Below are 18,159 nucleotides of genomic sequence, written 5' to 3' on the forward strand. Positions count from 1 at the left end.
GTGACGATAAAGTAACAAAGTATTCACTACCTGTCCATACGGACCTTGACCAAAATCATGAAACCCAGCACATTTTAACAACTTCACTGATATAGCAATGCAAAGTGATAACCTAGTGGTGGTAATACCATTACTTGACGCCAGCGAGTTTTAACTTTTATGAAACGCGTATTTAGGCAAGCTGAAGCGTTATAGTTATTTTATTAGTGAATTTAAATCCTATTTTTGTGAATTTAAATTCAACTCAAAACAAGAAAAATCTGTCTATCTCTCTCCTTCCAGCCAAATACTGGTTTGACCACAATAAAAATAGTCGACTGGTGAATTTTTGTGCAACAAACACCTATTACTGCTTTTTCTGAAAACAACAGCTTGATCACGCATCAACATTTTTATTGGCATTTTGCCTAAAAATTCAGCGGATAAAATAAAAAGCAGATGCAATAATTATTGCCTAGCACTATTCTCTTTTAAACGGTAGCCAATGGAGAAAATTCCATAAAAAGCAACCGTAAACAAAATAATACAAATAATGTAATCAAAATCTTACGCATAGCATGTGGCGCCCGTTTATACCCAATAGATTTATTGTAAGGACAACGGGTTTGCTAGCTAGAAGTGACAACGACAGAGGATGCAATAATGAGTGTTCAACAGGAAGGTGCGGAGCTAAAGCGGGGGCTTAAAAACCGCCACATCCAGCTTATTGCCTTAGGTGGCGCTATTGGTACCGGACTGTTTCTGGGTATCGCGCAGACTATTCAAATGGCGGGGCCTTCAGTGTTACTGGGGTATGCCATCGGCGGTTTTATTGCATTTCTGATTATGCGCCAGTTAGGGGAAATGGTGGTCGAGGAGCCAGTAGCCGGTTCTTTCAGTCACTTTGCCTATAAATACTGGGGTAATTTTGCCGGCTTTGCTTCCGGCTGGAATTACTGGGTTCTGTACGTGTTAGTCGCTATGGCGGAACTCACCGCCGTGGGTATCTATGTACAGTATTGGTGGCCGGAGATCCCAACATGGGTATCAGCCGCCGTCTTCTTCCTCGCCATCAACGCCATCAATCTGGCTAACGTGAAAGTGTATGGCGAGATGGAGTTCTGGTTTGCCATCATTAAAGTAGTCGCTATCATCGCCATGATTCTATTCGGTGGGTGGTTATTACTCAGCGGACAAGGCGGCCCAGAAGCCACGGTTACTAACTTATGGGCTCAGGGCGGATTCTTCCCTAATGGCATCATGGGGTTAGTGATGGCAATGGCGGTAATCATGTTCTCATTCGGTGGGCTTGAATTAGTCGGCATCACTGCGGCAGAAGCAGAAAACCCAGCCAAAAGCATCCCGAAAGCAACCAATCAGGTTATCTATCGTATCTTGTTGTTCTATATCGGTTCGCTGGCAATTTTACTGTCACTTTACCCGTGGGGCAAAGTGGTTGAAGGCGGTAGTCCCTTCGTCCTGATCTTCCATGCATTGAACAGTAATGTCGTGGCCACCGTATTAAACATTGTGGTGCTAACCGCGGCATTATCGGTCTACAACAGCTGTGTTTACTGTAACAGCCGCATGTTGTTCGGTTTAGCCAAGCAAGGTAATGGCCCGAAAATACTGCTGAAAGTCGATGGTCGCGGGGTGCCGGTTCTTGCTATCGCCGTTTCCGCATTTGCGACTGCTTTCTGTGTATTGATTAACTATCTGATACCCGGCCGTGCTTTTGAATTATTAATGGCATTAGTGGTTTCAGCGCTGGTGATCAACTGGGCGATGATCAGCTTGGCACACCTTAAATTCCGTGCTGCTAAAAACCGTCAGGGCGTCACTCCACAATTCAAAGCTTTCTGGTATCCGTTCGGCAACTACCTGTGTTTGCTATTCTTGACTGGCATTCTGGTCATCATGTCTCTGACACCGGGCATCCAGATCTCAGTGCTGTTGATTCCTGCCTGGTTAGTGCTACTGGCTGTCGGTTATATCCTGAAAAACCGCAACCAAAGAGCAAAATCCTAATAGCAGAAAGTATCTTATTATCTTTAGAAAGCTGACAATATTGTCGCTAACGGGCCAGCCATCAGTGCTGGCCCGTTTATTTTATTGAATTGAGACTGAGTTATTGAGGCCGCTCTTACCTGAAGTGGGCTTCTCTACCTGAGCTATGCTTCTCTACCTGATCTATAAATAAAGTCGCTATACCAGTGCGCCATAAATAGTCAGTAAAGCAACCACTACAATCACCGTCAGCGTCACTTTTCGCGCTAAAGATACGGCGGATCTTGGCGTCTGTACTGGATCTAAATGAGGTTCTCGCGCCAGTGAATATTGCGCGAGCTGAGTTAACACTTGGTATTGCGAAGAACGGAAGTCACCCAATGAAGCAAACCAAGCTGGTAAAGCTCTTTCACCGTGTCCTAATAATGCGTAAGCAACACCTACTAACCGCACAGGTATCCAGTCCAACCAATGCAAGATACGGTCAATACCCGATTGAGAACGTTGTAACGGAGTGTTATGTCGCGCTAGCCACGTCTGGTATCCACGTAACATTGCGTACCCCGCCAATGCTACCGGGCCGTAATTAACACATACAACAAACCAGAAGATCGGTGCTAAATAGTAACGGAAGTTTATCCATAACAATGCATTTTGCAGCGATTCCAGCCTGATTTTCTCACCACTATTCATCGGTAAACCATGGATGAGCGCTAATTCTTCGGCCATTTTATCGGTAGCATGGGCATCACCCTGACGTGCTGCTTTCAGGTAGGCGCGATAATGTTTGCGTATTCCCCCCGCTCCAATGCACAGCAGGCAAATAAGTATCCACACCAGTAAAAGAGGGAGGCCAAACAAGATATTTTGCACTAACCGTAAAATCAGCCATACCAACAGCATCCACACAGCGGTCAGTAAAATTGTTTGTACCAATGAAAAGTGGCGTAAACGCATAAATACCACTTCAAGACGATGATCTAACTGCCAATGTTCGCCCAGTTTAAACAAGCGCTCCCATGCCAGCACCAGCAACAGCGTAAACAGTGTCATTAGCTCTTACTCTCCCTTTGCACTTAACCCACCCAGAAACAGGGCATATGCCTCCCGGCATGCATGAACGACAATATCAGACGAAGTGACAAGCTAATACGCGCTTACCATAGACTTCAGGTTAATATTGCATCACTTTCGTATTACGATGGCAAAGATAACTTCACCAAACTCTGTTGATACAATTCCCAATTAAAAGCGGGACCTGGGTCGGTTTTACGCCCTGGCGCAATATCACTGTGACCCGTAACCAGTTCTGCAGTTATCGGATAAGCGGCAAATAGCAGCGCGCTAATTTCAGCCAAACTGCAATATTGTGCGGGCGTAAACGGTAACACATCCGTCCCTTCTAACTCGATCCCAATAGAGAAATCGTTACACCGCTCACGCCCAGCAAAAGTTGATACTCCCGCATGCCAGGCCCGTTTATCAAATGGAACATATTGAATAACTTCCCCATCCCTGCGAATCAGACAATGGGCTGATACTTTAAGATGAACAATATCGACAAAATAAGGGTGTTCATCGGCGTTGAGTGTGCCAGTGAATAATTGATCGATATACGGGCCGCCAAACTCACCGGGAGGCAAACTGATGTTATGAATCACCAACAAAGAAGGAATTTCGCCTTCTGGCCGCTGATCAAAATGTGGGGACACAACCCGTTTGACCCCAGAAATCCAGCCATTCTTTAACTGCCAGTTATTTTCTAACTGTCCGCTATTTTCTAACTGCATAGTTTACCTAAGCCCCTAATGGCGACACTTCAACCCGCTCTTTTATGGCACTTCTACCAGCAACAGAGTAGCATGTTTGGACAACTATCTATCCGCCATTTCGGAGTTTTCTATGCCGACCCGCAGCTATAATGCCGACAGCCGCCGTGCCGAGCTATTGGAACGAATTCAACGCGATATCCCGTCTACTGTTGCTCAGGCTTTGAGTGAAGACCTTGGTGGTGAGGTCAATGCAGATCGCGACCTTACAGCACAATTACTGCCAGCGGATAAGCAGGCAGATGCCACCATCATTACCCGAGAAGCCGGTATTTTTTGTGGTCAGCGCTGGTTGAATGAAGTGTTTATTCAACTTGGTGCCCAGGTATCTATCACATGGAAAGTTAAAGATGGAGATAAACTGGTAGCGGATCAGGTTCTTTGCCATTTGACTGGCCCCGCACGTATTCTGTTGACGGGTGAACGTACTGCACTTAATTTCCTGCAAACTTTATCGGGTGTCGCTACCGAAGTGAGCCACTATGTGGCCGAACTTTCTGGATTGCATACTCAATTACTTGATACCCGAAAAACAGTTCCTGGGCTGCGTACCGCCTTAAAATATGCCGTCCTCTGTGGTGGTGGCAATAATCATCGGCTGGGTTTATCTGATGCCTTCCTTATTAAGGAAAATCATATTATTGCTGCCGGTTCGATTAAAGAAGCTGTAGCCAAAGCATTTTGGATCCATGCCGATGTCCCTGTAGAAGTTGAAGTTGAATCCCTTGATGAGTTGCAGCAAGCACTAGAAGCTGGTGCCGACATCATCATGCTAGATAACTTCACTATTCCAATGATGCGTGATGCTGTAAGAATGCGCGATGAACTGGCCAAAACCCAGAGTAGTGCACAATTGGAGGTTTCAGGTAACGTAACATTGGAAACTTTGCGTAGCTATGCTGAAACAGGCATTGACTTTATTTCAGTCGGTGCGCTCACCAAACATATTACTGCCCTGGACCTGTCCATGCGCTTTAAATAATCCTATCAAACTATTCTCGGCGGGTAGCTACCAATTGCAGAATATCATTCTGTTCTGCGAGCACCGCCGAAATTATCTGTGACTCCACTGCAATAACCTAAATATCCGACAGTATGCTTCGCAAATCGAGCTGAACCCACTATTGCCCCTCATTTAAAAAGTGCACTCTGCTCACGTTTTCTCAAACACATGGAGAGTGTCAAATGACTAATCAACGAGGTTTTACATTAATTGAATTGATGGTTGCGATTGCCATTATTGCGGTTCTCAGTGGAGTGGGTATTCCTTCCTATCAGCGTTATATCCAAAAAGCAGCGCTCACCGATATGTTACAAACCATGGTTCCTTACAAAATGGCAATAGAGCTTTGTGCTCTGGAACATGCCAGCCTTGATAGCTGTAATGGCGGGAGTCATGGCATTCCTACGGGGGGATCATCCCGCTATATTAGCGCTACGACCATTGATAAAGGCATCATTACATTTACAGGCCAGCAAACACTCGTCAATCTGACTCTGGTTATGTCGCCAACAATAAATAAGAGTGGAAATATCGTCTGGACAAAAACATGTGCCGCAACAAATGACAGTATTATTGATAACTGCAAAGCAGTGTTTCGTTTCAATGATAAGGACTAACTCATGACTGAATTCATGAAGTATCCATCTGAGACAATAAACAGTGAATTACACACGCTTTGCCGCCGCCATAGGTCAATAGCCTTAAAACTCGATGGTAAAAGCCTAACCATCGCGTCATCTGGCCCCGTAAATGAGGAGTTATTAGCTGCGTTGCGTTTTGCTTGTGGCCGTAAAATCAAGGTGGAAAACTGGCCAGAAGCCAAGATTGAACAATCATTAAACTTGGCCCCATCAGTAAAAGGCCGCTTAAGTAAAAAAATAAAATCTACAGAAGCCCATTACGACATATCCCAACAAAACAGAGAACGGAAAAAATCACTATCGCCAAACCCAGAGCAACAAGGTTCGGATGACACATTACTTGATAATGAAAGTGATATACCTGTTGTTCAATTTATAACTCAAACACTTAGGCTAGCGATTCAGAAACGTGCATCAGATATCCATTTCGAACCTTACCAATATCACTATCGTATTCGCCTAAGAATTGATGGTGTATTACATGAATCTCCGCCACCAGCGGTCGAATTATCCAGTCGTATTAGCAGTTGCCTAAAGGTTATGTCCAAGCTGAACATTGCTGAAAAACGGTTAGCACAAGATGGTCAATTGGCTCTAATGCTAGACGGCATCCGCTACTCGATGAGAATAGCGACTCTCCCCGTGCAATACGGTGAAAAAGTCGTGCTGCGTATCCTCAATATGCAACAACAACCTACACTGGAAAAGTTGGGGCTAACCCCCGCGGCCCACCAACAGTTAACCCAAGCGCTATCAGCCCCACAGGGTTTGATTTTGGTCACTGGGCCAACTGGCAGCGGGAAAACCGTCACCCTCTACTGCAGCCTGGATCAACTCAATCAGCCGCAGATAAATATCTGTAGTGTTGAAGATCCTATTGAGATCCAGGTTAATGGCATCAATCAAACGCAAACTAACAGTAAGATTGGGTTAGATTTTTCCAGTGTCTTGCGTGCGATGCTACGACAGGATCCCGACGTGATTATGCTAGGTGAGATTCGGGATAACGAAACGGCAGAAATAGCGGTTAAAGCGGCTCTAACAGGGCATCTGGTACTTTCAACACTGCATACCAATTCCACGGCTGAAACACTGATACGTCTGACACAAATGGGCGTAGCACGCCATTTAATTGCCTCCAGCCTAACATTAGTCATCGCCCAGCGATTGGTCCGCAAATTATGCCTACATTGCCGCCAAACATCACCCGCCCCTTTCCAAGCTCCAAAAAATGTGTGGGAGAACCCACTGCAACACTATATTGCCGTGGGTTGTGAACACTGTTGCGCCGGTTATTATGGCCGAATCGGTATTTATGAAATGTTAAATGTAACACCACCAATCCAACAAGCTTTGCTCAATAACGCCAGCCCGTCAGAGCTAGCCCAAATCGCACAGGAACAAAAACAAATCACATTACTTTCGGCAGGTTTGGCATTAGTCGAAAGCGGCATGACCACTCTCAGTGAAATTAATCGTGTTGTCGGTTTTTTGACAGAAGCAGAGGCAACGCCATGAACTATCAACGCTTATTTAGCTGGAAAGCAATTAACAATTCGGGGCAGTTGCAAACAGGTGTATTACTGGCAACAGAAAAAAATATCGTTTATGAACATATGTTCCGCCATGGATTACAGCCACTAGGTATTAAAAGCGGGAAACGGTTATCGATGAGCTATTGGCGAGGAGAGCGTCTGATCACTGTAACTCGCCAATTAGCGACGTTGTTGCAAGCGGGCTTACCATTAGTGAGTTGTTTGCAATTATTGGCGAAAGAAATGGATGCCTTACCTTGGCAATGTTTATTACAGGAGATAAGTCAGGAAGTTTCACAGGGGCAATCATTATCTGAAGCAATGGCGCATTATCCTCACACATTCCCTCAATTATATCCCCCCGTCATTGCGATGGGGGAGTTGACGGGTAATCTTGAACAATGCTGTACTCAGTTGGTACAGCATCAGGAACAGCAACAAGCATTACAAAAGAAAGTGATTAAAGCGCTTAAATATCCGGCGTTTGTCTGCGTTATTGCATTAGCTGTCAGTATCATCATGCTAGTTTTGGTGCTCCCTGAGTTTGCACAAATCTATCAATCATTCGACACACCATTACCGGCGCTGACTGCCACCTTGCTGTTAATATCGGCATTTCTTACTGCTTATGGGCCATATCTCGCTATATTATTAACATCATTTTTTATTAGCTATTTATATGTACGGAAACATCGAACTTACTGCCAACTATGGGAGCAAAAGCTTTTATTACGCCTTCCGCTAATATCAGCATTGATACGCGGCAGTTGTCTTAGCCAAATTTTCCAAACACTGGCTATTACTCAACACGCAGGGTTACCACTGACGGCCGGATTAGATGCCGCACTTCGTGCCATCAATAACGACAGTTATAAGCAAGCATTGAGAGGAATTCAAAAACAAATCAATCAAGGAGTTCCATTGTATTTGACCCTCTATCAGCACTCTCTATTTCCCCCCCTATGCCAACAAATGGTTCGTGTAGGTGAAGAATCTGGCGCACTTGATGTGCTGTTAGAGAAACTCGCCAGTTGGCACCAACAGCAAACACAGGATTTGGCTGACAATCTTACTCAGATGTTGGAACCACTTTTGATGCTAATTATTGGCACTATCGTGGGGGTTTTAGTGATAGCGATGTATTTACCGATATTCCAGTTAGGGGATGTCATCGGGTAAAATGATGCTATTAGAGAAGATTATCTAGTGTCATTTTATTAAAAAGAGGCGTTGGTTTACGCCCCTTTTTATATCAAGAAATATGCCCGTCATACTTCAAGCTGAATATGCGTTAGCTGTGCTCAATAACCCGGAATTAGTTACTGCCAAACACTCGGTTTTCTTGTTCAGCTACACGAATAAAAGTGGTGCGTTTAGTCAGTTCTTTTAAATGCGAAGCCCCTACATAAGTACAAGCAGAACGCAAACCACCCATAATGTCGCGAATGGTGTTATCAACGGAGCCACGTAATGCCAATTTAACCGTTTTGCCTTCTGCGGCACGGTACTCAGCAACACCGCCGACATGACGCTTCATAGCAGATTCAGAGCTCATACCGTAGAACAGCATAAATTTCTCGCCATTCTCTTCAACAACTCGGCCTTCACACTCGTCATGCCCAGCTAGCATACCGCCCAACATAACAAAATCAGCACCGCCGCCAAACGCTTTCGCGACATCACCGGGTACTGAGCAACCGCCATCACTGACAATCTGTCCACCCAAGCCATGTGCTGCATCAGCACACTCGATAACCGCTGACAACTGTGGATAGCCGACGCCTGTTTTTACGCGAGTGGTGCAAACCGAACCTGGCCCAATCCCAACTTTAACAATGTCTGCGCCCGAGAGGATAAGCTCTTCTACCATCTCACCAGTCACAACATTGCCGGCACAAATCACTTTATCAGGGCAAGCTTCTCGAGCTTTTTGCAAGAAAGAGACAAAATGCTCTGAATAACCATTAGCCACATCAATGCAGATAAATTTCAACGCGGGTGATAACGCTAAAATTTGTTTCATTTTGTCGAAGTCGGCGGAGGAAGTCCCGGTAGAGACCATGACATGCCGTAACACGGATTCAGGAACACGCTTCACAAACTCGCCCCACTGTTCAACAGTGTAGTGTTTATGAACTGCGGTTAGAACATCGAATGATGCCAGGACTTCGGCCATGCGGAAGGTGCCAACAGTGTCCATATTAGCGGCGATAATAGGTACACCGGACCAATTCCAACCTGAATGTTTGAAAGTAAACTGGCGCTCCAGCTCCACTTCCGAGCGGCTTTTCAGTGTTGAACGTTTAGGACGGATTAACACATCTTTAAAGCCTAACTTCAAACCTTCTTCAATACGCATGGCTTATTATTTCCTGGTTATTGGCGATAGATCGCAAAATGTGATCGGGCGTAAATCACGCCATCCCAGTGAAGCTATCATACGCATGAATAATTCTACGACAAGACTGCGAATCCACCTTTATTTACGCTACAATCCCACAAATTACCTGAAGAATAGCGATGACTCTTTTTATCACTGTATTCACTTCACTTATTTTTCTATATAGCTCAAACAGAATGCATAGCTTACTATGCCTTTCCTCCTGCTTTCAGATACAATTCTGCTACTCACTAACAGTATGCAAGGCTAGGCAATGACCTATATTGTGGCTCTCACCGGCGGGATTGGCAGCGGCAAAAGTACTGTAGCAGATGCATTCGCTAATCTCGGAGTGCCTCGTGTTGATGCTGATATTATTGCCCGTCAGGTGGTTGAACCGGGCATGCCTGCATTAGCCGCTATTGTTTCCCGTTATGGTGAAGTGATTTTACAGGCCGATGGCGCATTAAACCGGGCTGTATTGCGCGAGAAAATTTTCAGTGAGCCGCAGGAAAAAGCATGGTTAAATTCATTGTTACATCCACTGATTCAACAGGAAACTCAACGCCAACTCGCCAGTATTGATGAGTCGTACGTTCTTTGGGTTGTTCCCTTGTTAGTTGAAAATGGTTTACATCACAGAGCCAATCGTGTGTTAGTAGTAGATGTTGCACCTGAAATACAACTCGCCCGGACGATGGCGAGAGATGGTATTACCCGCCAACAGGCAGAACATATTTTAGCTTCACAGGTTTCACGGCAGCAACGGCTGGCTTGTGCTGATGATATTATTGACAATAGCGGCGATCCATTAATTATCGCCCCGCAAGTTGCTTCATTACACCAGCAGTATTTAAAATTGGCAGCGGCGACCCAACAGGATCTACACCAATGAGTGACCTCACCTCAACAATACTTTTTGAACATCCGCTTAATGAAAAAATGCGTACCTGGCTGAGAATGGAGTTTTTACTACAACAATTAGAAAGCCAACGTTCGTTAGATAATATTGCCAGTGCACTAACCTTTTTCCGTACTGCATCTGATTTAATTGATGTCCTTGAGCGCGGTGAAGTACGCACTGATTTACTTAAAGAACTTGAACGCCAGCAACAAAAGTTACAGCAATGGAGTGATATGCCCGGTGTTGATATGTCACTGGTGGACTCTCTACGCGGCCAGTTAAAAAACCGAGCCTCAGTATTAATGTCTGCGCCACGTATTGGGCAATCATTAAAAGAAGATCGTTTAATCAGTGTTGTTCGCCAACGCCTGAGTATTCCTGGCGGCTGTTGTAGCTTTGATTTACCGACTTTACATACCTGGCTGCACCAGCCAGAGCAACAGCGTAACCAGCATATTAGTAAATTGCTTGAAAGCTTAACGCCTCTCAATCAGTCGCTGACCATCATTTTGGAGTTAATTCGCCAATCTGGCCCACTGCGCGCACAAATCAGTTTGAATGGCTTCTTCCAAGACAATGCAGAAGGTGCGGACTTACTTAGATTACGTCTGCCGCTAGACCCACAGCTCTATCCCCAGATTTCCGGTCATAAGACCAGATATGCCATTCGCTTCTTACCTCTCGACAGTGAAAATGGTACCGTGCCGGCACGTTTATCGTTTGAATTAGCCTGTTGCTGAGATAAAAATTGTTATACCCAATAGATTTCAAGATGCAGGAAAGCGGCAAACGAGAGACAAATCGGTCGGGAACCGATTTGAACAGCATTTATGCTAGCCCTTAGGGTGAGCCTCAAGGATGAGGCTCATTAATCCCGATGAGCATACAGCGGTAAGTGATTCGGGTGAGTGAGTGCAGCCAACTTGAAAGATGAAAGGTATAAGGAGAAAACATGGAAACTGAAGTTATTGAAGTTAACTGCCCCACCTGTGGGAAGTTAGTTATCTGGGGTGAACAAAGCCCTTATCGCCCATTTTGCTGCAAACGCTGTCAACTTATTGACTTAGGTGAATGGGCAGACGAAGAAAAACGAATTTCCAGCAGTGGTGAATTATCTGACAGTGATGAATGGAGTGAGGAAGACCCTCTTCAGCACTGATAATCACGGCCTGACCAGATGGAGCAAACGGCGTTTTGCTCCACTTCATTCATAAGGTCTATGCTGTAAGTAATTCAATAATAGCCACATTCGCGGGTGGAAACTCCTCAGCCAACAGTTCAGATTGCTTCACCCAACGCATCGGCTGCCCTTCGCGACCAAAGGGTTCACCATCCCACATTTCGACCATATAGAAATGTAATGTTACGATACGGTCAGTAAAAGTGTGTTCCAACACTTTAAGCAAAACAGCCTCTTTCACCACAATTCCAGTTTCTTCTAACAGTTCACGTTTTAAGGCGAGTTCCGGCGTTTCACCTTGCTCAATCTTGCCGCCAGGGAATTCCCAAAAACCGGCCATATGGGAATCAGCAGCACGCTGAGTAACAAAAATCTCTTGCTGGGCGTTGCGAATAATCCCTACCGCGATGTGTAAGTGCTTCAATTTGTTATCTCCTGAACAGTGCATAAATGCTGGCTGGAACACCCTTCTTTTATCTGTTCTAAAATAATCCGTCCTAAAATAGATGGACAAAAAAGGTCAAAATAAAGGGCGGTTTTTAAGCCGCCCTCATCATCAATGCTAATCATTACCTAAAATATTATTGCAGGCGACCGTGGCACTGTTTGTATTTCTTACCTGAACCACATGGGCACGGATCATTACGCCCAACTTTGCGCTCAAGGCTAGCTGCAACACTGGCTTCTTCTTGCGACATCAGCGCACTGTTATCAGATTCGTGGCTGAGTTGCTGCTGCTTAGCCAAACGTTCGGCTTCTTCGCGACGTTGTACTTCCAGTGCTTCAACTTCTTCAGGCATCCGCACTTGTACTTTGCTCAACACGCTGATCACTTCATATTTCAGTGATTCCAACATTGCCGCGAACATTGCGAAAGATTCACGCTTATATTCCTGTTTAGGATCTTTCTGCGCGTAGCCACGTAAATGGATCCCCTGACGCAGATAATCCATCGCCGCCAAGTGTTCTTTCCACAAGGAATCAAGCGTTTGCAACATCACACCCTTTTCGAAGCTGCGCATCATATCGAAGCCAACAACCTCTTCTTTACGGTGATAATCCTCAATTGCTCTTTGAAGAATACGTTCACGTAATGTTTCTTCGTGCAGTTGTGGCTCATCTTCCAACCATTGAGCAATTGGCATATCCTGGTCGAAATCATTTTTCAGACGCTGTTCCAAGCCTTCGATATCCCACATTTCTTCCAGTGACTGGGTTGGAATGTAGCTGTCGATAACCGTTTTGAATACATCTTCACGAATGCTATTGATGGTTTCGCTCACATCAGACACGTCCAACAGCTCATTACGCTGGCTGTAGATAGCCCGACGTTGGTCGCTGGCGACATCATCATATTCAAGTAATTGCTTACGAATATCGAAGTTGCGGCTTTCAACTTTACGTTGCGCATTGGCGATAGCTTTAGTTACCCATGGGTGCTCAATAGCTTCGCCCGGCTTCATCCCTAATTTACGCATCATGCCAGACACACGGTCAGAGGCAAAAATACGCATCAGAGCATCTTCCATTGACAGGTAGAAGCGTGAAGAACCGGCATCACCTTGACGACCCGCACGACCACGTAGCTGATTATCGATACGGCGTGACTCATGGCGCTCGGTACCAATGATATGCAGGCCACCTGAGGCCAGCACCGCATCATGGCGAATCTGCCATGCCTCTTTGATAGCAGTAATTTGCTCTTCAGTTGGATCTTCCAGCAAAGCAATCTCACTCTGCCAGCTCCCCCCCAACACGATATCGGTACCACGACCCGCCATGTTAGTGGCGATGGTTACTGCACTCGCTTGACCCGCTTGAGAAACGATCTCCGCTTCCATTGCGTGGAATTTGGCGTTCAGAACTTTATGCTCAATGCCCGCTTTAGTTAACTCAGCAGAGACCACTTCGGATTTTTCAATCGAGATGGTACCCACCAACACCGGCTGGCCGTTCGCAGTCCGCTCACGGATATCTTCGATAATTGCGCCGATTTTCTCTTGTTCGGTCATATAGACCAAATCTGCCAGATCTTTACGGATCATAGGGCGGTTAGTTGGCACAACAATGGTATCGAGTTTGTAAATCGAGCTAAATTCGAATGCTTCGGTATCCGCTGTACCGGTCATACCGGCCAGTTTCTCATAGAGACGGAAGTAGTTTTGGAAAGTAATGGAAGCCAGCGTCTGGTTTTCGTTCTGAATTTCCACGCCTTCTTTTGCTTCAACCGCCTGATGCAAACCATCTGACCAACGGCGGCCTTGCATGGTACGGCCGGTGTGTTCATCAACAATGATAACTTCACCGTCTTTCACAATGTAGTCAACATCACGGGCAAACAGTACGTGGGCGCGCAAAGCGGCGGTTACATGGTGCATCAACATAATGTTGGCCGGTGAATACAGAGATTCGCCTTCCTCCATAATGCCCGCTTCTACCAGCATTTCTTCAATTTTTATCAAACCGCGTTCAGTCAAATGTACCTGACGTGATTTTTCATCCACAGAGAAATGGCCTTCACCTTGGAAGCTATCTGAGTCTTCTTTTTCCTGACGAATCAGCTTTGGAATCAGTTTGTTAACCCGAATATACATCTCCGAACTATCTTCAGCTGGGCCAGAGATAATCAGTGGGGTACGGGCTTCATCGATCAAGATGGAGTCGACCTCATCCACCAGCGCATAATGCAGTTTGCGTTGCACGCGCTCTTCAGGACTGAAGGCCATATTATCGCGCAGGTAGTCAAAACCAAATTCGTTGTTTGTGCCATAGGTGATATCTGCGGCATAAGCAGCACGCTTAGCTGGCGCTGCCATATTCGGCAAGTTGATACCTACACTCAGCCCCAAGAACTCAAACAATGGACGGTTATTTTCGGCGTCGCGCTGAGCCAAATAGTCGTTGACGGTAACCACGTGAACGCCACGGCCACTCAATGCATTCAGGTAAGCTGGCAGAGTTGCAGTCAGCGTTTTACCTTCACCAGTACGCATTTCTGCGATGCATCGTTCGTTCAGTACCATACCGCCGAGCAACTGGACGTCGAAGTGACGCATGCCAAATACACGTTTACTGGCTTCGCGCACAACGGCAAAAGCCTCAGGGATGAGGGTTTCCAGCACGGCACCTTTTGCCAAGCGCTCACGAAACTCATCAGTTTTAGCGCGTAATTCAGCATCTGTCAGTTTTTCAACTTCAGGCTCCATGCGGTTGATAAGCTCAACCACTTTGCGCATACGGCGCAGTGTGCGATCGTTACGACTGCCAAAAACTTTGGTTAATAATTTGATTAGCATGATTCTCAATATCTCTTACAAGACCACCAAACCGGTGGCCAAAGGTTGTATAAATTTATATAAATCAAGAAGATAACTAAATTAGATTGGCAGGCCCGGCACGGATACCTTGCACTTGCGCAAGCCAAAGCCCAGGTTTATGTAACGAAAGAACAGGCCGTTTAACCTGCTCAGTATAGCGAATAATAGTGGGAGGTTTGAACTCGTGGGTCAGTAGCGCATTCAGCGTATTCAATAGTGCAAGCTGCTGAATTTGTGATGGTTCTACTTGTTCGGCTTCAGCTACTTCTTGTACCCGTGCGTAGGCTGCTTGAGGTGCCAATGCAAATGAAAGGTGACGAATAACCGTGCGCAGTGCATGCTGTTGCCAATAGTCTACGCTGAATGAAGGGCGACGATGCATATCATGCAGCAATGCCAAACTGTTAAAGTTTGTCGCACCGTAATTCTGACGGCTTTGGCTTGATGATGTGTTCGGTATTGCTGCTTGATCTGGAACGCCAGACAGGTTTGATGGCACGCCAAGACTCGCCGCGACCATCCCCAACAGGAGATGCGGCCAGAAATAACGTCTGCCAAATTGTCGCCAACGATTTAGAATACCGATCACGAGTTTAAAATCCGCCGGAGCCTTGTCAATGCGTGAAAGCCGCCCACAATTATTAGATGTCCTGTTCGATGATGCCATTGCAGCTGAAAACGGGCCGCTGCATAACGTACAACAACGCGCTACTGCACTGTTAAAACTTAACCGTGCGGTAAAAGGATTGCTCCCTTCACAATTGCAGCCGTGGTGCCGTGTTGCCAACTATCGACAGAGTGTTTTAGTGCTAGAGACCGCCAACGCCAGCTGGTTAATGCGCTTACGTTATGAACAACCCGCTTTACTCTCCGCACTACGAGCACAAATTCTACCATCATTGTCTTCAATCGACATCAGGATTAATCCGTCGTTAATGGCCAAAGGCCATAACATTACGCAAGATGCCGCAAAGTCATCGCAAAATCCTGAGAAATCGCCGCCATTACGTCATTTAAGTTTGGAAAGCGCTAAGGAATTAAGAGGATTAGCGAGCCGTAGCCCTGAGAAATTGAGGACAATATTGGAACGATTGGCTGCGTTGGCCGGAGAGAGTGCCAACGCAACCAAAAGTGATAATGATAAGTAGCTTTAGTAAGCTAATACCGTAGACGGAGCTTTGAACGCCAATGGCATTTCGGCTTCGTCTTGGAACGTCACAAATTCCCATGCTTCTTGCTTAGCTAAAACAGCCTGCAATAGCTTGTTATTTAATGCATGACCAGATTTGTACGCAGTAAATGCGCCAATTATATTATGGCCGCACATAAACAGGTCGCCGATGGCATCCAGCATTTTGTGACGAACAAATTCATCTTCGAAGCGCAAGCCATCTTCGTTCAGCACGCGGTAATCATCTACCACGATGGCACAATCGAAACTACCGCCCAGGCACAAACCACGGGACTGTAAATATTCGATATCGCGCATGAAACCAAAAGTACGCGCACGGCTGATTTGACGGACGAATGAATCGGCCGAGAAATCTAAACGGTAACGCTGCGTACTGGAGTCAATCGCCGGGTGATTAAAATCAATGGTAAAATCTAAACGGAATCCATTGAATGGAGACAATTCAGCCCATTTATCACCGTCTTCAACCCGCACAGTCTCTTTCAGACGCAGGAATTTCTTCGCAGAGTTTAACTCTTCGATACCCGCATCCAGCAGCAAGTACACGAATGGGCTGGCACTACCGTCCATAATCGGTACTTCGGGAGCGTTAACTTCAATAATAATGTTATCAATCCCTAACCCTGCCAGAGCAGCGTTGAGATGCTCAACAGTAGAAATACGCACGTCATGCTCATTGACCAGGCAAGTACAGAGCATGGTATCACGCACGGATTTTGCATCTGCCGGAAAATCGACCGGTGGATTCAAGTCAGTGCGACGATAGATGACCCCGGTGTTAGCCGGCGCGGGTCGCATTGTCAGTGTGACTTTCTTACCGGTGTGCAAACCGACGCCTGTCGCCTGAACAATACGTTTTAAAGTCCTTTGTTTGATCATCGTTTTATCTCGCAATGTTATCCATCCTACCGACCAAGCTTATAACAAGATCGGCGGGACAGTTTAGCACAAAGAGCGGAGATTCCAATTTTTTCGGAAATTAGTCGGCTTGCTTACGCAAAAACGCCGGAATATCCAAATAATCGGGCTCTTTATTGGTTTGAGCAGTTGGGTCATTGACCACTTTAGCCGCAGGCTTAACTTCCTGAGGTAAAGGTGACATGCCATGCTGCTGGTAACGGTGGTCCATAACAGGCTGAGTCTGCTTGTTGGTAACCAACGTAATTTCAGGGCGTTTATCCATGCCGATACCGGTTGCAACCACAGTTACGCGCAGTTCGTCGTTCATTTCTGGGTCTAACGAAGTACCGATAACCACGGTCGCATTGTCGGACGCAAATGCACGAATGGTGTTACCCACAGTTTCGAATTCATCCAAACGCAAATCGAAACCAGCAGTGATGTTGACCAACACGCCACGGGCGCCAGACAGGTCGATATCTTCCAGCAACGGGCTGGAAATCGCCATTTCTGCGGCTTCTTCCGCACGATCTTCACCGCAAGCCACACCGGAGCCCATCATGGCATAACCCATTTCAGACATCACAGTCCGCACGTCAGCAAAGTCGACGTTCATCAGACCTGGACGGGTAATCAGCTCGGCGATCCCCTGAACAGCGCCTTTTAATACGTCGTTAGCAGCACCGAATGCATCCAGTAAAGAGATGCCACGACCCAGAACTTTTAACAACTTGTCGTTCGGAATAGTGATCAGTGAGTCCACATGCTTGGACAATTCAGCAATACCCTGCTCAGCGAATGCCATGCGCTTCTTGCCTTCGAAATTGAAAGGCTTAGTAACCACGGCAACTGTCAGAATACCCAGTTCTTTTGCTACTTCAGCAACAACAGGAGCAGCACCAGTACCAGTACCACCGCCCATACCTGCTGCAATAAAGACCATGTCCGCGCCTTCAAGGGCTGCGCGCAGAGCTTCACGGTCTTCTTCAGCTGAATTGCGGCCCACTTCTGGGTTCGCGCCAGCACCCAAACCTTTGGTAATACCGCTACCAATCTGGATGGTTTGGCCAACAGCCGTCTTACGCAGCGCTTGAGCGTCTGTATTAACGGCGAAGAATTCAACACCTTCGATGCGCTCGCGCACCATGTGTTCGACGGCATTACCACCGCCACCACCGACGCCGATGACTTTAATCACCGCGTCATTGGTTAGTTCCATAGGTTCAAACATAGTTTCTCTCCGTTTTGTGCCTGTCGCTTCGAGATCAAAAAATATGTTCAGCATGATCTCT

General features: G+C 46.2%; 17 protein-coding genes. 9 read left to right on the plus strand and 8 right to left on the minus strand.

What is annotated here, in order from left to right:
* The first annotated feature begins 642 nt into the window (after nucleotides 1–642).
* Nucleotides 643–2,007, plus strand: a complete 1,365-nt coding sequence (locus tag OVO64_RS12975; protein WP_038636249.1) for an amino acid permease — start codon at nucleotides 643–645, stop codon at nucleotides 2,005–2,007.
* A gap of 177 nt (nucleotides 2,008–2,184) precedes the next feature.
* On the opposite strand, the gene ampE is transcribed toward OVO64_RS12975, so the two are convergent.
* Both ampE and ampD read right to left on the minus strand, forming a co-directional pair.
* The gene (ampE, locus tag OVO64_RS12980; protein WP_038636251.1) at nucleotides 2,185–3,039 is read right to left on the minus strand and encodes a beta-lactamase regulator AmpE; all 855 of its coding nucleotides are present in this window, start codon (nucleotides 3,037–3,039) and stop codon (nucleotides 2,185–2,187) included.
* A gap of 143 nt (nucleotides 3,040–3,182) precedes the next feature.
* On the minus strand, nucleotides 3,183–3,776 hold the full coding sequence (ampD, locus tag OVO64_RS12985; RefSeq protein WP_267248819.1) for a 1,6-anhydro-N-acetylmuramyl-L-alanine amidase AmpD: 594 nt from the start codon (nucleotides 3,774–3,776) through the stop codon (nucleotides 3,183–3,185).
* A gap of 112 nt (nucleotides 3,777–3,888) precedes the next feature.
* Here ampD and nadC point away from each other — a divergent pair, with 112 nt between their 5' ends.
* The 4 genes from nadC to hofC all read left to right on the plus strand — a co-directional run bounded on the left by nadC (nucleotide 3,889) and on the right by hofC (nucleotide 8,173).
* Nucleotides 3,889–4,797, plus strand: a complete 909-nt coding sequence (nadC, locus tag OVO64_RS12990; protein WP_038636255.1) for a carboxylating nicotinate-nucleotide diphosphorylase — start codon at nucleotides 3,889–3,891, stop codon at nucleotides 4,795–4,797.
* Nucleotides 4,798–5,000: 203 nt separating this feature from the next.
* Complete coding sequence (gene ppdD, locus OVO64_RS12995; RefSeq protein WP_038636257.1) at nucleotides 5,001–5,435, plus strand: prepilin peptidase-dependent pilin; 435 nt, start codon at nucleotides 5,001–5,003, stop codon at nucleotides 5,433–5,435.
* 3 nt (nucleotides 5,436–5,438) lie between these two features.
* The gene (gene gspE, locus OVO64_RS13000) at nucleotides 5,439–6,977 is read left to right on the plus strand and encodes a type II secretion system protein GspE (RefSeq protein ID WP_038636259.1); all 1,539 of its coding nucleotides are present in this window, start codon (nucleotides 5,439–5,441) and stop codon (nucleotides 6,975–6,977) included.
* A complete protein-coding gene (gene hofC / locus OVO64_RS13005) occupies nucleotides 6,974–8,173 on the plus strand; it encodes a protein transport protein HofC (RefSeq protein WP_145509598.1) in 1,200 nt (399 codons plus the stop codon). Before gspE ends, hofC begins: the two co-directional genes overlap by 4 nt.
* 136 nt (nucleotides 8,174–8,309) lie before the next feature.
* Here the strand turns inward: hofC and OVO64_RS13010 are convergent, their stop codons facing one another.
* Nucleotides 8,310–9,353, minus strand: a complete 1,044-nt coding sequence (locus OVO64_RS13010; protein WP_038636263.1) for a GMP reductase — start codon at nucleotides 9,351–9,353, stop codon at nucleotides 8,310–8,312.
* 295 nt (nucleotides 9,354–9,648) lie between these two features.
* On the opposite strand from OVO64_RS13010, the gene coaE reads away from it, so the two are divergent.
* The 3 genes from coaE (at nucleotide 9,649) to yacG (ending at nucleotide 11,437) form a co-directional block, all read left to right on the plus strand.
* Nucleotides 9,649–10,269, plus strand: a complete 621-nt coding sequence (gene coaE, locus OVO64_RS13015) for a dephospho-CoA kinase (RefSeq protein ID WP_038636264.1) — start codon at nucleotides 9,649–9,651, stop codon at nucleotides 10,267–10,269.
* Complete coding sequence (gene zapD, locus OVO64_RS13020) at nucleotides 10,266–11,018, plus strand: cell division protein ZapD (protein ID WP_038636266.1); 753 nt, start codon at nucleotides 10,266–10,268, stop codon at nucleotides 11,016–11,018. Before coaE ends, zapD begins: the two co-directional genes overlap by 4 nt.
* 212 nt (nucleotides 11,019–11,230) lie before the next feature.
* Entirely contained in the window at nucleotides 11,231–11,437 is a 207-nt protein-coding gene (gene yacG, locus OVO64_RS13025) for a DNA gyrase inhibitor YacG (protein ID WP_038636268.1), read from the plus strand.
* A gap of 58 nt (nucleotides 11,438–11,495) precedes the next feature.
* On the opposite strand, the gene mutT is transcribed toward yacG, so the two are convergent.
* The 3 genes from mutT to secM form a co-directional block, all read right to left on the minus strand.
* Nucleotides 11,496–11,882, minus strand: a complete 387-nt coding sequence (gene mutT, locus OVO64_RS13030) for an 8-oxo-dGTP diphosphatase MutT (protein WP_038636270.1) — start codon at nucleotides 11,880–11,882, stop codon at nucleotides 11,496–11,498.
* 157 nt (nucleotides 11,883–12,039) lie between these two features.
* Nucleotides 12,040–14,754, minus strand: coding sequence for a preprotein translocase subunit SecA (secA, locus tag OVO64_RS13035; RefSeq protein WP_038636274.1), 2,715 nt, complete (start codon nucleotides 14,752–14,754; stop codon nucleotides 12,040–12,042).
* A 76-nt stretch (nucleotides 14,755–14,830) separates the two neighbouring features.
* Nucleotides 14,831–15,364, minus strand: coding sequence for a secA translation cis-regulator SecM (secM, locus tag OVO64_RS13040; RefSeq protein WP_032819152.1), 534 nt, complete (start codon nucleotides 15,362–15,364; stop codon nucleotides 14,831–14,833).
* A gap of 28 nt (nucleotides 15,365–15,392) precedes the next feature.
* Here secM and OVO64_RS13045 point away from each other — a divergent pair, with 28 nt between their 5' ends.
* Complete coding sequence (locus OVO64_RS13045; RefSeq protein ID WP_038636277.1) at nucleotides 15,393–15,923, plus strand: DUF721 domain-containing protein; 531 nt, start codon at nucleotides 15,393–15,395, stop codon at nucleotides 15,921–15,923.
* A gap of 2 nt (nucleotides 15,924–15,925) precedes the next feature.
* Here the strand turns inward: OVO64_RS13045 and lpxC are convergent, their stop codons facing one another.
* Together lpxC and ftsZ are read right to left on the minus strand one after the other, a co-directional pair.
* Nucleotides 15,926–16,846, minus strand: a complete 921-nt coding sequence (gene lpxC / locus OVO64_RS13050) for a UDP-3-O-acyl-N-acetylglucosamine deacetylase (RefSeq protein WP_004389005.1) — start codon at nucleotides 16,844–16,846, stop codon at nucleotides 15,926–15,928.
* Between the two features lie 100 nt (nucleotides 16,847–16,946).
* A complete protein-coding gene (ftsZ, locus tag OVO64_RS13055) occupies nucleotides 16,947–18,098 on the minus strand; it encodes a cell division protein FtsZ (RefSeq protein WP_004389003.1) in 1,152 nt (383 codons plus the stop codon).
* Nucleotides 18,099–18,159: the final 61 nt, after the last annotated feature.

This window comes from Yersinia sp. Marseille-Q5920 (assembly GCF_946902935.1).
GTDB classification, from domain to species: Bacteria; Pseudomonadota; Gammaproteobacteria; order Enterobacterales; family Enterobacteriaceae; genus Yersinia; species Yersinia rochesterensis.

Bases quoted from the DNA above. Each gene is read 5' to 3' on its own strand.
- OVO64_RS12975 (WP_038636249.1), top strand. From the start codon at position 643: ATGAGTGTTCAACAGGAAGGTGCGGAGCTAAAGCGGGGGCTTAAAAAC.
- ampE (WP_038636251.1), bottom strand. From the start codon at position 3,039: ATGACACTGTTTACGCTGTTGCTGGTGCTGGCATGGGAGCGCTTGTTT.
- ampD (WP_267248819.1), bottom strand. From the start codon at position 3,776: ATGCAGTTAGAAAATAGCGGACAGTTAGAAAATAACTGGCAGTTAAAG.
- nadC (WP_038636255.1), top strand. From the start codon at position 3,889: ATGCCGACCCGCAGCTATAATGCCGACAGCCGCCGTGCCGAGCTATTG.
- ppdD (WP_038636257.1), top strand. From the start codon at position 5,001: ATGACTAATCAACGAGGTTTTACATTAATTGAATTGATGGTTGCGATT.
- gspE (WP_038636259.1), top strand. From the start codon at position 5,439: ATGACTGAATTCATGAAGTATCCATCTGAGACAATAAACAGTGAATTA.
- hofC (WP_145509598.1), top strand. From the start codon at position 6,974: ATGAACTATCAACGCTTATTTAGCTGGAAAGCAATTAACAATTCGGGG.
- OVO64_RS13010 (WP_038636263.1), bottom strand. From the start codon at position 9,353: ATGCGTATTGAAGAAGGTTTGAAGTTAGGCTTTAAAGATGTGTTAATC.
- coaE (WP_038636264.1), top strand. From the start codon at position 9,649: ATGACCTATATTGTGGCTCTCACCGGCGGGATTGGCAGCGGCAAAAGT.
- zapD (WP_038636266.1), top strand. From the start codon at position 10,266: ATGAGTGACCTCACCTCAACAATACTTTTTGAACATCCGCTTAATGAA.
- yacG (WP_038636268.1), top strand. From the start codon at position 11,231: ATGGAAACTGAAGTTATTGAAGTTAACTGCCCCACCTGTGGGAAGTTA.
- secA (WP_038636274.1), bottom strand. From the start codon at position 14,754: ATGCTAATCAAATTATTAACCAAAGTTTTTGGCAGTCGTAACGATCGC.
- OVO64_RS13045 (WP_038636277.1), top strand. From the start codon at position 15,393: ATGCGTGAAAGCCGCCCACAATTATTAGATGTCCTGTTCGATGATGCC.
- lpxC (WP_004389005.1), bottom strand. From the start codon at position 16,846: ATGATCAAACAAAGGACTTTAAAACGTATTGTTCAGGCGACAGGCGTC.
- ftsZ (WP_004389003.1), bottom strand. From the start codon at position 18,098: ATGTTTGAACCTATGGAACTAACCAATGACGCGGTGATTAAAGTCATC.